We start from the raw sequence: 12,856 nt of genomic DNA, 5'->3' as shown, positions 1-12,856 counted from the left end.
ATTCCGCTAATCGGCATTTGCGTGAGAATGCGGCCGACGCCGGACGGCCTCTCTGGAGGAGGCGCGAAGGTGACTGGGGCGCAACCGGATCGCCAGCGGCGATGTCGTCCGCGGCGCACCGCAGGGGAGTTGCGGCGGCGCCCGGGGGGAGTCGCCGCCGCGCTTGAATCATGACGGACCGTGAGGACGCTGTCTGTCGCCAATCCGACAGGGCGCCGCACGCCGCAGTGGCTCCGCCGCCCGCTTCGCGATCGTCTTCCGATGGGACGCAACAGGACCGGCGGCGGGCTGGACGCCCGCCGCCGGTCCCGGTTTCCCCCTCTCAGGGGGACTTACCTCGCTTCCGCGATCCACGCCTCCACGACGCCGGTCATCGTCTCCAGCGGGATGGAGCCGCTGCTCAGGATGCGGTCGTGGAAGTGCCGCAGGTCGAACCCGGCCCCCAGCTCCCGCTCGGCGCGGGCGCGCAGGCCCTCGATGTGCTTGCGGCCGATCATGTACGCGAGGGCCTGGCCCGGCCACGCGATGTACCGGTCGACCTCGTTCGCGATGTTCACTTCGGACAGGGCGGTGTTGTCGCGCATGAACTGCACGGCGCGCTCGCGCGACCAGCCGAACGCGTGCATCCCCGAGTCCACGACCAGGCGGCAGGCCCGCCAGGCGTCGAACGAGACCATGCCGAGCCGCGCGAGGTCGCCGCTGTAGAGCCCGATCTCGTCGCACAGCCGCTCGGTGTACAGGCCCCAGCCCTCGCCGAACGCGGTCACGTACCCGAACTGCCGGAACTGCGGCAGGTCCTTCAGGGTCTGGCCGAGCGCGAACTGGAGGTGGTGGCCGGGGACGCTCTCGTGGAAGGCCAGCGCCTCGTACTCGTACCGCGCCCTGCTCTGCGGCGCATGGGTGTTCACCCAGTGCGTGCCCGGGCGCGAGCCGTCCGAGGCCGGCACGGTGTAGTACGCGAGGGTCGAGCCCTTGGCCGCGGCCTCGGGGATCTCCTCGACCGAGCACGGGGCGAACTCGTAGTCCAGGAACGCGTTCGGCAGCGCGGCCTCGGCCCGGCCCAGCGCTGCGGTGACGTCGTGCAGGATCTGGTCGGCGGTCTCGTAGCGCAGCCCGGTGTCCTCGCGCAGGCGCTCGATCACCTCGGCCACGACGCCCGTGCCCAGGGCGCGGGCGCCGATCTCGGCGAAGTCGGCGCGGTTGCGCTCGACCTCTTCGAGGCCGATCCGGTGCACCGCCTCGGGGTCGAGGTCGGTGGTGGTGAACTGCCGCGACGCCGCGCGGTACCCCTCCTCGCCGCCCGGGACGTGGCAGATGCCCACGGCCTCGTCGCCGCGGGCCACGGGCAGGAACTCGGTCTCCAGGGCCTCGCGCCACCGCGCGAGCGCGGGCCGGACCCGCTCGGCGACCAGGGCCTTGGCCTCGGCCTTCCACTCGTCCACGTCCACGCCGGTGGGCGCGGGCGCCGCGAGCGCATCCCGTTCTATATCGGTCCCGAGGTAGTCCTGCACCTGCTCGACGACCCCCAGAACCCCGGTCCGGGTCTGGTGCCGCCCTTCGGCCCCCGCCTGCCGGTACCGCTCCAGGACCGCGTCGAAGTGGTCCCCGACCTGCCCGAGCCTGAGGAGGTAGTCCCGGCTCCGCTGCTCGGTGTCGAGGCTCTGGCGCGGCAGCGAGGACAGCATCGAGGAGACCGGGCCGCTGATGGTGTTGCTCAGCGCCACTTCCCCCAGCCGCGCCTCGATCACCGCGGACTGGTCGTTCACGAGCCGCCCGAGCATCGAGTGCGTGATGCGGTCCTGGCCCTCCAGCGCCCCCGCGTCGATCGCGGCGAGCCCGTCCCGGACCTCCGCGTGGTGCGCGAGCCGCACCGCGTCGCCGCCCCGGCTCGGATCGCCCAGGAGGTGGTCGTAGCCGGGAATCCCGTAGAAGCTGGCCGATGCGGGGTTGTCGGCCAGATGAAAGTCGAAGTACCGCTGCGCCAGCGCAGCGAGCTGAGCATCGCCCATGTGCACCCTTCCAGATCAGGTGCCCCGACCCTAACGCCCCCGCTAGCCGCCCGGCAAGCGCGTGGGATTCCCCCTTGCTCCGCCGCCCTCCCGCGTGGGAAGGTCTCGGCATGTCTGTCGAGTACCTGTACTTCTGGAACCAGAAGGGCGAGCCCGGTGGCGCCGTCGGGCGCGGGTGCCTGAGCCAGTGGTGGCCGAGCGCGTTCACCGACGACGGCCACCGGTACGCCACCGCCGAGCACTACATGATGGCGCACAAGGCATGGCTGTTCGGCGACACCGAGGCCGCCGAGCGGATCCTCGCCGCCGGGCATCCCGCGAACGTGCAGAAGATCGGGCGCCAGGTCCGCGGCTTCACGCAGGAGGCGTGGGAGGCCGAGCGGTACGGGATCGTCGTGCGCGGCAACGTGCTCAAGTTCGGCCAGGACCCCGAACTGCTGGCGTTCCTGCTCGGCACCGGCGACCGGGTCCTCGTCGAGGCCAGCCCGGTCGACCGCATCTGGGGCATCGGCCTCGCCGACGACGACCCCCGCGCCGCCTCGCCCGACACCTGGCGCGGCCTCAACCTCCTCGGCAAGGCCCTCGTGGAGGCCCGGGAGCGGCTGCGCGCATGAGAAGAGGCCGGTCGCACGCGACCGGCCTCTCCTCATGCGTTTAGCTCAGGCCGTTGTCCGACAGCCACTGCGACGCGATGTCCGGCGTCGACGCCTGGTCGACCGTGCTCTGGACGTTCAGCGCGACCAGGCCCTCCGGGGTCAGCGCGGCGCTCACCGCGTTGATCACGTCGGCCACGTCGCCGGCCACGGCCTCGCTCACGAGCGGGACCACGTTCGAGGCCAGGAACAGCGACTCCGGGTCCTCCAGGACCACGAGGTCGTCGGTCTGGATGCGCGGGTCGGCCGTGAACACGTTCGCCACGTTCACCGTGCCCGCCACCAGGTCCTCCACAGTGGTGTCACCGGTCGCCGAGAACTCGACCGACACCCCGTAGACGTCCTCAAGGCCCGTCGGGCCGTACGGCCGCTCGGCGAGCTCGGGCGGGCCGCCGAGGGTCAGCGTGTCGGAGACGTTCGCCAGGTCCGCGATCGACACCAGGCTGTTCGCCGCGGCGAAGTCGGCGGTGACGGTGTACGAGTCCTGGTCGCTGGCGGTCGACTGGTCGAGGACCGTCAGCCCCTCGGGCAGGGCCTCCTGGAGCGCGGCGTACACGTCCTCGGGGGACCGGGCCTCGGTCTCGGGGTCGAGGAACTGGAGCAGGTTGCCGGTGTACTCGGGGAACAGCGTGATCGCGCCGCTCTCGACTTCCGGCATGTAGGCGTCGCGCTGGCCGATGCTGAAGCGCCGCTCGACCTCCATGCCGGCCCCTTCGAGGGCCTGCGCGTAGATCTCGGCGACGATCTCGTTGGAGTAGTACGCCTGGGAGCCGACGACGATGGTGCCGCTCGGCGCGTCGCCGGACGGGGTGTCCTCGGCCAGCGGGTCGTCGGACGAGCAGCCGGTCAACGCGATCGCGGTGCCGAGGACCGCCGCGGCGGCGAGTCCGGCACGAATGCCTCGCACTCTGAACATGGGTATTCCTCTCAAGATGGGTGTGGGCTCAGGTGGCTGGTTCGGGGTCGGGTCCGAGCCTGCGGCGCGGCCCGGTCACGTGCTGCCCTTGGGCCGCGAGCATCCCGCGGGGCACCGCCGCCCGCTGCGCGAGCGCCAGCAGCGCGTCGAGGACGAGCGCGAGCAGCGCGACCAGGACCGCACCGCCGAGGACGACCTCGTAGCGGCGCAGGCTCAGGCCCGTGATGATCGGCAGGCCCAGCCCGCCGAGGTTGACGTACGCGGCGATCGTCACCGTCGCGACCACCTGGAGCACCGCGGAGCGGAACCCGCCCACGAGCAGCGGCAGCCCGAGCGGGACCTCCACGCGCCACAGGATCTGCGCCTCGGTCATCCCGACCGCGCGCGCGGCGTCGACGACGCGCCGGTCGATCGCCTCGAACCCGGCGTACGCGCCCGCCAGGAGCGAGGGGATCGCGAGGATCACGAACGTGACCGTCGCGGCCTCGGGCTTGTGCAGCACCCCGAAGAGGAGCACCAGGAGCACCAGCAGGCCGAACGACGGGACGGCGCGCGCCGCGCCCGCGAACGCCACGGCGATCTCCTTGCCGCGTCCGGTGTGGCCGATCGCCCAGCCCGCCGGGACGGCGATCACCGCGGCGATGGCGACGGCGATCGCCGTGTAGTAGAGCTGCTGCGCGAGCAGGTGCTGGAGCCCGTTCGGGCCCGACCACTGCTCGGGCGCGGAGAGCCACGCGAACGCGTCGGCGAGGAGGTTCATGCGGCGGCCTCCAGGGCGGCCGAGCGCCGGGCCGGCGTCCTGCCGCGCACCCACGGCATGAGCCGGCGGCCCGCGAGCATGAGCAGCAGGTCGATGAGCAGCGCGATGAGCGCGACCGCGACGATCCCGGCCAGCACCTCGGCGGTGATGCGCCGCTGGAGGCCGTTGGTGAACAGGTACCCGAGGTTGGTGACGCCCACCAGGATCCCGACGGTGGCGAGCGAGATCGTGCTGACCGCGGTCACCCGCAGGCCCGCGAGGATCACCGGCCCGGCCAGCGGCAGGTCCACGGCCCAGAACCGGCGCGCGTCGCCGTAGCCGACGGCGGTCGCCGAGCGCCGCACCGCCGGGTCGACCGAGTCGAGGCCGTCGGTGACGGCGCGGACCATGATCGCGATGGCGTAGATCGTCAGGGCGATCACCAGGTTGGTCTCGCTCGTGGCCGGATAGCCCGCGACCACCGGCAGGATCATCAGGAGCGCGAGCGACGGGATCGTGTACAGCAGCCCGGTCACCGTGATGACCCACCCGCGCAGCAGCCGGTACCGCCACGCCACCCAGCCCAGCGGCAGCGACAGCAGGAACCCGGCGACGATCGCGATGACGCTCTGCCGCAGGTGGTCGAGCGTCAGGGAGCCGATGAGGTCGAGGTTGTCGGACACCCAGTCCATCTAGGCGCCGCCTTCCACCAGGACGCCCTGGGTGCGGCCCTCCGCGTCGACGAGCACCGGCCCGTTCGGGGTCTGCTTGACGCTCAGCGCCCGCTTGCCGCGCTCGGCGCCGATGAACGCGGCCACGAAGTCGTCCGCGGGCCGCTCGGTGATCTCGCTGGGGCTGCCGACCTGGAGGCGCTGGGCGCCCGCGGCGAGGATCACGACCTGGTCGCCGAGGAGGAACGCCTCGTCGATGTCGTGCGTGACGAACACGACCGTCTTGTCCAGCTCCTGCTGGAGCCGGATGAGCTCGCGCTGGAGCTCGGCGCGCACGATCGGGTCGACGGCCCCGAACGGCTCGTCCATGAGCAGGATGTTCGGGTCGGCGGCGAGCCCGCGGGCGACGCCCACGCGCTGCTGCTGGCCGCCGGAGAGCTGGCTGGGGTACCGGTCGGCCATCGAGGCCTCCAGACCGACGACGTCCATGAGCTCCAGGGCCCGCGCCTTCGCGGCGCGGCGGGTGCCGCCGTTGAGGCGCGGCACCGTGGCGATGTTCTCGGCGACGGTGAAGTGCGGCATGAGGCCGCTGTTCTGCATGACGTAGCCGATGCTGCGCCGCAGCGCGACCGCCTGCTTCGCGGCCACGTCCTCGCCGTCGATCTCCACCGTGCCCGACGTGGGCTCGACCATGCGGTTGATCATGCGCAGCAGCGTGGTCTTGCCGCAGCCCGAGGACCCGACGAACACGGTGGTCTTGCGGGAGGGGATGACGAGGTCGAACGAGTCGACGGCCACCGTCCCGTCCGGGAACCGCTTGGTGACGTTGCGGAACTCGATCATCGGGCTCCTCTGTGCGCGGACGGGCGCGGGCCTCGGCCGCCGTCCGCACATCGCCCGGTCGGCCAGGCATTCGCCGGCGATCGGGCCCGGCGCTCACGCGACACTACCCGATCCGCGCCTCCTCCACGCCTCCTCGAACCTTACGATTCGGAAAAACCGGGCCGTGGCGCAAGCGCGGCACCCGTGCCCGCGCACACCGGTATGGTTGGGCCCGAACACGGACGAGAGGAGCCGGAAATGGCCGAGCAAGTGGACGTCGTCGTGGTCGGCATGGGTCCCGGAGGCGAGTCGGCCGCCGCCGAACTCGCCCGCGCCGGACTCGTCGTCGTCGGCGTCGAACGCCGCCTCGTCGGCGGCGAATGCCCCTACTACGGGTGCATCCCCACCAAGATGATGGTCCGCGGCTCCGACGCGCTCGCCGAGGCCCGCCGCGTCGCCGACCTCGCCGGCACCGCCGAGGTCACCCCCGACTTCGCCCCCGTCGCCCAGCGCATCCGCGGCGAGGCCACCGACGACTGGGACGACCAGGTCGCGGCCGACCGCTTCACCGACGCCGGCGGGCGCCTCGTCCGCGGGGAGGCCGTCATCACCGGCCCCGGCGCGGTCCGCGTCGGCGACCGGGAATTCACCGTCGCCAAGGCCATCATCCTCAACACCGGCACCGAGCCGGCCGTCCCGCCCATCACCGGGCTCGCGGACACCCCCTTCTGGACCAACCGCGACGCCGTCGCCGCCACGGAGGCCCCCGACTCGCTCATCGTCCTGGGCGGCGGCGCGATCGGCCTGGAGATGGCGCAGGCGTTCTCGCGCTTCGGCACCCACGTGACCGTGTTCGAGGCCGCCGACCGCCTCCTCGCCCTCGAGGAGCCCGAATCGGGCGAGCTGGTGGAGAAGGTCTTCCGGGAGGAGGGCATCGCCGTCCACACCGGAGCGTCCGTCGAGTCCGTCTCGCACGAGGACGGCCGCTTCGCCGTCACCGCCGGCACCGTGACCGTCGAGGCCGACCGCCTCCTCGTCGCCACCGGCCGCAGGCCCAACATCCGCGACCTCGGCCTCGACACCGTCGGCGTCGACGCGAGCGGGCGCTCCCTCGACGCCGACGAGCACCTGCGCGTCGCCGACGGCGTCTACGCGATCGGCGACATCGTCGGCAAGGGCGCGTTCACACACATGTCGATGTACCAGGCCGCGATCGTCGCCGACCACGTCCTCGGCAAGGACAACGCGGGCGCGGAGTACCACGCCGTGCCGCGCGTGACCTTCACCGACCCCGAGGTCGGCGCCGTCGGCCTCACGGAGCAGCAGGCCCGCGACCAGGGCCTGAACGTGGCGACCTCCGTCTCGGAGATCCCCAGCTCCTCGCGCGGGTGGATCCACAAGACCGGCAACGAGGGCTTCATCAAGCTCGTCGCCGACACCGACAAGGGCGTCCTCGTCGGCGCGACCTCCGCGGGCCCCACGGGCGGCGAGGTCCTGTCGATGCTCACCCTCGCCGTCCACGAGCGGACCCCGATCGCGAACCTGCGCCGCATGATCTACGCCTACCCGACGTTCCACCGCGCCGTGGAGGACGCGCTCTCGCGCCTGTGACGGCACCGTTCTTCTGACGGCATCGTTTCCCTGACGCCGGACCCGCGACTTCGGAGTCCGGCGGTGTTCGGTTGCGTTCGGGAACTCCGCGCGCCGGCCCGGGCGCGCTCATACTGCCGACGTGAACCTGGAGATGCGAGAGATCGAAGCGTTCCTCACCGTCGCGGAGGAGCTGCACTTCGGTCGCGCCGCCGAGCGGCTCTCGCTGTCGACCTCCAGGGTGAGCGCGCTGATCCGCACCCTCGAACGCCGCGCCGGGGCCGCCCTGTTCGAGCGCACCAGCCGCACCGTGCGCCTCACCCGCGCGGGCGAGCACCTGTTCGCCGAGTTCCGCGCCGCGTACGTGCGGATCGAGCGGGCGCTGGCCGAGGTCCGCGACGCGGCCGACCCCGCGGGGAAGGTCGTCCGGGTCGGCTTCGCGACCACGCTCCCCGAGAAGCTGGCGCCCGCGCTGGTCCAGGCGTTCGAGCAGGCGTACCCGCAGGCGCGGGTCGTGCAGTACGCGGCCCCCACCACCGACCTGTTCCACTGGCTCGAAGGCGACCGCCCCTCATGGCCGGTCGACGTGTTCGCCACCTGGATGCCCGTCGAGACCGCGCCCGAGGCCGACCTGGCGATCGGTCCGGCCGTCCAGCACGTCCGCCGCGCGGTGATGCTCGGCGTCGACCACCCGCTCGCCGAACGCGCCGTCGTCGACATCGAAGACCTCGCCGCCCACGAGGTGGTCTATCCCCAACTGCCGCAGTGGTACGGCGGCGCGTGGACGCCGCGCGCCACGCCCGGGGGCCGCGAGCTGCGGCTGCGCCGCGTCACCGCCGAGTACATCGAGGACGTGCTCCGCCTCGTCGCCGAGCAGCAGCTCGCGCACCTCACCTTCGCGTCGCTCCTCGACTCGTACCACCGGCCCGGCGTCGTGGTGCTGCCGCTCATCGGCCTGCCGCCGATGCCGGTGCGCCTGGTGTGGCCGCGGTCCTCGCGCAGCCCCCTCGTGCAGGCGTTCGCCGATGTGGCCGCCGACTTCGCCCGGGGCGCGGGCTGGCTCGCCTAGATCGTGTTGCCCCGCAGCACGCGCGTGCTGCGTTTCGACCTTGATCATGCCCACGACCTGCTAAATCATAGAGGTATGAGCAACGAGCACCGCATCGAACGGTTCACCGTCGACATCGCCGACGCCGACCTGAAGGACCTCCAGGAGCGCCTGTCGCGGGTCCGCTTCGCCGACCAGATCCCCGGTTCCTACGGCGTCAGCACCGACCGCGTGCGCCACCTCGTCGAGTACTGGCGCGACGGCTACGACTGGCGCGCCTGGGAGGCCCGCCTGAACGCGCACCCGCAGTTCACCACCGAGATCGACGGGCAGAACGTCCATTTCATCCACGCCCGGTCCGAGCGCGAGGACGCGTTCCCGCTCATCCTCACCCACGGCTGGCCCGGCTCCGTGGCCGAGTTCCTCGACGTCGTCGAACCGCTCACCGCCGCGGGCTTCCACTTGGTCATCCCCTCGATCCCCGGCTTCGGGTTCTCCGGCCCGACCGCGGAGGCCGGCTGGGACAACGGGCGCGTCGCCCGCGCCTGGGCCGAACTCATGGCCCGCCTCGGCTACACGCGCTACGGCGCGGTCGGCAACGACGCCGGGTCGATGATCTCCCCGGAGCTCGGCCGCACCGACCCCGACCACGTGGCCGGCGTCCACGTCACCCAGGTCTTCTCCTTCCCCAGCGGCGACCCCGCCGAGTTCGAGGGCCTGGAGCCCCGGGACTACGCGACCCTGGAGACCCTCGACCACTTCATGAAGCACAAGTCCGCGTTCAACACCCTGCACTCCCAGCAGCCGCAGACCCTCGCGCACGCGCTCACGGACTCGCCCGCCGGCCTCCTCGGGTGGAACGCGCAGCTCCTCGACGAGACCGTGGACGACGACTTCGTGCTCACCAACGTCGCGATCTACTGGTTCACCGGCACCGCCGGCTCCTCGACCCGCCTCTACTACGAGAACGCCCAGGCCGAGCCCGCCACCGAACCGACCACGACCCCCCTCGCCCTCGCCGGCGCCTCAGGCGACTTCCACGGCATCCGCAACTTCGCCCAGCGCGACCACGCCGACATCCGCTCCTGGAACGTCTACGAACAGGACTCCCACTACCTCCACCACGCCATCCCGGCCGAGATCACCGCCGACATCGCGGCCTTCTTCGACACCCTCCGCTGACAACGCGAAAAGGCCGGTCGTAACGACCGGCCTTTCTCTGTCTGCTCCCCAACTTGGACTCGAACCAAGAACCTGCCGATTAACAGTCGGCTGCTCTGCCAATTGAGCTATTGGGGAATGGTGTTCTGCCGTGCGGCGAACCGGATACGAGATTACAGGAGCGGCGGGGGCGGGTGCCACCGGGGTGGGTGTGGCGCGGGCCCCGGGACGGGAGGAATCGGGCGGCGCGTTTCGCGCTTGGACCGGCGGGGCACCCCTGGATGCGGCAGAATGGCCGCTGTGTGCGGGGACGCACAGTCGACGAAGGCAGCGTCCGGCCCGAGGGTCGGCCGGGGGAGGCAAACATGCGGAAGTGGTATCTCGTAGCGGGCTTCGCGGTCGGGTACGTCCTGGGGGCGAAGGCCGGCCGGGAGCGGTACGACCAGATCGTGGACTACACGCGCCGGGTGACCGGCAACGACAAGGTCCAGCAGGTCGCGTCGTCGGTTCGCAACCAGGCGGGAAAAGCGGTGAACGCGGCGCAGGACAAGATCAAGGACACGAAGTTCGGTGAGATCATCGAGAACTTCACGACCAGCGCCGACGAGCCCCCGAAGGCCGAGCCCTGGGACTCCGCCGGGGTGACCACCCCGGCCCGCAACGACCGCGCCATGCGCGGCGACGCACCCGGTTTCTGAATTCCATAGCCGACGCGGAGAGGGCCGGGATCCCAAGTCCCGGCCCTCTCCCCATCCCTCATTCGGTCGGGTCTAGCCGACCTCGGCGCTCAGCCCGAGGTCGTTCGCGTTGCGCCCGGCCTTCGCCGTCCACGCCCCCGGCACCCGCACCCAGGCGTGCTCCTCCTCGTTCCAGTACTGGAACGACCGCTCCTCGATCGGGATGACGACCTCGATCTCCTCGCCCGGATCCGCCTCCACCGCGGCGAAGCCCGCGAGGCGGAGCCTCTCGACGCCTCCCGGGACGTCGGCCGCCGCATCGGGGGCCAGGTAGAGCTGGACCACTTCCCGGCCGCGCACGTCGCCGGTGTTCCGCACCTTGATCCGCACCGCACCGGCGGCGGCTTCGATCGACTCGTACGCCCATGTCGTGTACGACAGGCCGTGGCCGAACCAGAAGGCCGGTTCGACCGTGCCGCGCCGCTGCCAGGCCCGGTAGCCGATGAAGACGCCCTCGTCGTAGCGGAGGACGCCGTCGGTGGGGACGACCTCGGTGACCGGGGCGTCGGCGAGGGTCTTCGGCCAGGTCGTGGTGAGGCGCCCGCCGGGTTCGGCGCCCAGGAGGACCTCGGCGAGGGCGTTGCCGCCCTCCTGGCCGGGGAACCAGGTGAGGAGGATGCCGGCGACGTCGCCGGCCCAGGGCATCTCGACCGGGGAGCCGGTGTTGACGACGACGACGGTGTTGGGGTTGGCGGCGGCGACGGCCGCGACGAGTTCGTCCTGGCGTCCGGGGAGGCGCAGGTCGGGGCGGTCGAAGCCCTCGGACTCGGTGAGGGCCGTGGTGGAGACGACGACCACGGCGATCTCGGCGCCGCGGGCGGCCTCGACGGCCTCGCGGAGCAGGGTGTCCTCGTCGGGGCGGGGCTCGGTGTGCATGAGCCCGAACAGGACCGAGGGCGGGAACCCGGGCGGGAAGTCGAACGGCGCGAACTCGTGGCTGACCGCCACCTCCTGGCCTTCGTCGAGGTGGAGGCGGACCCGTTCGACGCCGGGGCCGAAGAACGCCTCGAAGGGGTCGTCGCCGGCGTAGTCGTGGTCGCCCTCGAAGACCGTCTCGCCGCCGATGACGAGCTTGTGGCGCCCGAACCCGCGGGTGCCGAAGACGTGCTCGCCGGTCCTGGTCGCGGTGTAGCGGCCTTCGAGGAGCGCGTGGTCGAACTCGTCGGCGGTGACGCCGCCGGGCACGTACCCCATCCACTTGACGTCGCCGTTGGCGAGCGGTTCGGCGGGGAGCGCGGTGCCGTCCTTCTTGACGGGGTGCACGGTGAGTTCGAAGCCGCGGTCGGCGGCGAGGATCTGCTCGAAGAGGTCGACGCCCTGGGCGTAGTGGACGCGGTCGCCGAGGCGGGCGCGGAGGCCGTCGAGGGGGGAGACCACGTGCGGGGGGAAGACGGTGGCGGAGCCGCCGCCGAGGATGCGGGCGTCGCGGGCGGCCGGGCCGATGAGGGCCAGGCGGTTGACGACGTCGGGGTGCAGCGGCAGGATGCGGGTCTCGTCGCCGGCGGGGACGTCGTTCTTGGCGAGGACGACGGAGCGGCGGGCGATCTCGCGGAGGAGCCCGTCGGGGTCGGCGACGCCTTCGATGCGGCCGCCGACCGCGGCCTCGACGCCGTCGAGGGCGCCGACGCGGGCGGCGAGTCTGAGGATGCGGCGGACGTTGGCGTCGACGGCGTCCTCGGTGGTGCGGCCGTCGCGGACGGCGGCGACCAGGTGCTCGCCGAAGACGGTGAACGGCCCGGGCATGGCCAGGTCGAGCCCGGCCTCGACGCCTTCGACGGTGTGGCGGGCGGCGCCCCAGTCGGAGACGTTGAACCCGTCGAAGCCGAACTCCCCGCGCAGGACGTCCATGAGCTCGCGGTGCGCGGTCATGGTGGTGCCGTTGACGGTGTTGTACGCGGTCATGACGCCCCAGGGGTTGACCGCGGCGGCGACCATCTCGAAGGGCCGCAGGTACAGCTCGCGCAGGGCCCGCTCGCCGATGACGTTGTCGACGGTGAACCGGTCGGTCTCGGCGTCGTTGGCGACGTAGTGCTTCATGGTGGTGCCGACGCCGCGCTCCTGCACGCCGGCGACGTACGCCTCGGCGATGCGCCCGGTCAGGTACGGGTCCTCGCTGAACGCCTCGAAGTGGCGTCCGCCGAGCGGGGAGCGGTGGAGGTTGATGGTGGGGGCGAGGAGGACGTCGACGTCCTTGCGGCGGGCCTCGGCCGCGAGGAGGTGCCCGATGCGGCGCACCAGGGCCGGGTCCCACGAGGCGGCCTGGGCGGTGGGGCTGGGCAGGGCCAGTGACGGGTCGGCGGCGGTCCAGAAGCGCCCGCGCACGCCGATGGGCCCGTCGGAGACGGTCATCGAGCGCAGCCCCGCGTCGGGGGCGGCGAGGGTGCGCCACATGTCGATGCCGGCCAGCAGGTCGGCCTTGGTCTCCAGGTCCAGTTTCGCGAGTGCGGCCTCGACGGCCTCGTCGTAGTCGGGCCGGTCGGCGGGGACGGTCCAGTCGCTCATGTGCCCTT

Annotated in this window: 11 protein-coding genes and 1 tRNA gene; 5 read left to right on the top strand and 7 right to left on the bottom strand. The window is 72.1% G+C overall.

Translation table 11 applies throughout. The features are described from left to right. Positions 1 to 332 precede the first annotated feature (332 nt). Positions 333 to 2,009, bottom strand: a complete 1,677-nt coding sequence (locus BLS99_RS05030; protein ID WP_091044482.1) for a DUF885 domain-containing protein — start codon at positions 2,007 to 2,009, stop codon at positions 333 to 335. Between the two features lie 110 nt (positions 2,010 to 2,119). Here BLS99_RS05030 and BLS99_RS05025 point away from each other — a divergent pair, with 110 nt between their 5' ends. Continuing rightward, positions 2,120 to 2,623 (top strand): riboflavin biosynthesis intermediates N-glycosidase, encoded by a 504-nt coding sequence (locus BLS99_RS05025; protein ID WP_091044478.1) that lies wholly within the window; start codon positions 2,120 to 2,122, stop codon positions 2,621 to 2,623. A 40-nt stretch (positions 2,624 to 2,663) separates the two neighbouring features. Here BLS99_RS05025 and BLS99_RS05020 read toward each other — a convergent pair whose 3' ends face one another. The 4 genes from BLS99_RS05020 to BLS99_RS05005 are packed head-to-tail and all read right to left on the bottom strand — an operon-like array spanning position 2,664 to position 5,831. Continuing rightward, the gene (locus BLS99_RS05020; protein WP_091044473.1) at positions 2,664 to 3,578 is read right to left on the bottom strand and encodes an ABC transporter substrate-binding protein; all 915 of its coding nucleotides are present in this window, start codon (positions 3,576 to 3,578) and stop codon (positions 2,664 to 2,666) included. Positions 3,579 to 3,606: 28 nt separating this feature from the next. Then, positions 3,607 to 4,338, bottom strand: a complete 732-nt coding sequence (locus BLS99_RS05015; protein ID WP_091044469.1) for an ABC transporter permease — start codon at positions 4,336 to 4,338, stop codon at positions 3,607 to 3,609. Beyond that, positions 4,335 to 5,009 (bottom strand): ABC transporter permease, encoded by a 675-nt coding sequence (locus BLS99_RS05010; RefSeq protein WP_091044466.1) that lies wholly within the window; start codon positions 5,007 to 5,009, stop codon positions 4,335 to 4,337. Before BLS99_RS05010 ends, BLS99_RS05015 begins: the two co-directional genes overlap by 4 nt. Further along, the gene (locus BLS99_RS05005; RefSeq protein ID WP_091044462.1) at positions 5,010 to 5,831 is read right to left on the bottom strand and encodes an ABC transporter ATP-binding protein; all 822 of its coding nucleotides are present in this window, start codon (positions 5,829 to 5,831) and stop codon (positions 5,010 to 5,012) included. A 237-nt stretch (positions 5,832 to 6,068) separates the two neighbouring features. Here BLS99_RS05005 and BLS99_RS05000 point away from each other — a divergent pair, with 237 nt between their 5' ends. The 3 genes from BLS99_RS05000 to BLS99_RS04990 all read left to right on the top strand — a co-directional run bounded on the left by BLS99_RS05000 (position 6,069) and on the right by BLS99_RS04990 (position 9,630). Beyond that, positions 6,069 to 7,421, top strand: a complete 1,353-nt coding sequence (locus tag BLS99_RS05000; protein WP_091044458.1) for a dihydrolipoyl dehydrogenase family protein — start codon at positions 6,069 to 6,071, stop codon at positions 7,419 to 7,421. A gap of 121 nt (positions 7,422 to 7,542) precedes the next feature. Continuing rightward, the gene (locus tag BLS99_RS04995; RefSeq protein WP_143034692.1) at positions 7,543 to 8,469 is read left to right on the top strand and encodes a LysR family transcriptional regulator; all 927 of its coding nucleotides are present in this window, start codon (positions 7,543 to 7,545) and stop codon (positions 8,467 to 8,469) included. A gap of 75 nt (positions 8,470 to 8,544) precedes the next feature. Then, the gene (locus BLS99_RS04990) at positions 8,545 to 9,630 is read left to right on the top strand and encodes an epoxide hydrolase family protein (protein WP_091044452.1); all 1,086 of its coding nucleotides are present in this window, start codon (positions 8,545 to 8,547) and stop codon (positions 9,628 to 9,630) included. Between the two features lie 44 nt (positions 9,631 to 9,674). On the opposite strand, the gene BLS99_RS04985 is transcribed toward BLS99_RS04990, so the two are convergent. Then, positions 9,675 to 9,747, bottom strand: a tRNA-Asn gene (locus BLS99_RS04985). Positions 9,748 to 9,974: 227 nt separating this feature from the next. Here BLS99_RS04985 and BLS99_RS04980 point away from each other — a divergent pair. Then, complete coding sequence (locus BLS99_RS04980; protein ID WP_091044448.1) at positions 9,975 to 10,307, top strand: YtxH domain-containing protein; 333 nt, start codon at positions 9,975 to 9,977, stop codon at positions 10,305 to 10,307. 72 nt (positions 10,308 to 10,379) lie between these two features. On the opposite strand, the gene BLS99_RS04975 is transcribed toward BLS99_RS04980, so the two are convergent. Then, positions 10,380 to 12,848, bottom strand: coding sequence for a beta-glucosidase family protein (locus BLS99_RS04975; RefSeq protein ID WP_091044444.1), 2,469 nt, complete (start codon positions 12,846 to 12,848; stop codon positions 10,380 to 10,382). Positions 12,849 to 12,856: the final 8 nt, after the last annotated feature.

Origin of the sequence: Glycomyces sambucus, assembly GCF_900102815.1 — a bacterium.
In the GTDB taxonomy this organism is placed as follows: Bacteria; Actinomycetota; Actinomycetes; order Mycobacteriales; family Micromonosporaceae; genus Glycomyces; species Glycomyces sambucus.
This window is presented reverse-complemented; position numbering and strand designations above follow the sequence as displayed.

Excerpts from the sequence above, each read along its gene's own strand:
- BLS99_RS05030 (WP_091044482.1), bottom strand. The coding sequence starts at position 2,009 with ATGGGCGATGCTCAGCTCGCTGCGCTGGCGCAGCGGTACTTCGACTTT.
- BLS99_RS05025 (WP_091044478.1), top strand. The coding sequence starts at position 2,120 with ATGTCTGTCGAGTACCTGTACTTCTGGAACCAGAAGGGCGAGCCCGGT.
- BLS99_RS05020 (WP_091044473.1), bottom strand. The coding sequence starts at position 3,578 with ATGTTCAGAGTGCGAGGCATTCGTGCCGGACTCGCCGCCGCGGCGGTC.
- BLS99_RS05015 (WP_091044469.1), bottom strand. The coding sequence starts at position 4,338 with ATGAACCTCCTCGCCGACGCGTTCGCGTGGCTCTCCGCGCCCGAGCAG.
- BLS99_RS05010 (WP_091044466.1), bottom strand. The coding sequence starts at position 5,009 with ATGGACTGGGTGTCCGACAACCTCGACCTCATCGGCTCCCTGACGCTC.
- BLS99_RS05005 (WP_091044462.1), bottom strand. The coding sequence starts at position 5,831 with ATGATCGAGTTCCGCAACGTCACCAAGCGGTTCCCGGACGGGACGGTG.
- BLS99_RS05000 (WP_091044458.1), top strand. The coding sequence starts at position 6,069 with ATGGCCGAGCAAGTGGACGTCGTCGTGGTCGGCATGGGTCCCGGAGGC.
- BLS99_RS04990 (WP_091044452.1), top strand. The coding sequence starts at position 8,545 with ATGAGCAACGAGCACCGCATCGAACGGTTCACCGTCGACATCGCCGAC.
- BLS99_RS04980 (WP_091044448.1), top strand. The coding sequence starts at position 9,975 with ATGCGGAAGTGGTATCTCGTAGCGGGCTTCGCGGTCGGGTACGTCCTG.
- BLS99_RS04975 (WP_091044444.1), bottom strand. The coding sequence starts at position 12,848 with ATGAGCGACTGGACCGTCCCCGCCGACCGGCCCGACTACGACGAGGCC.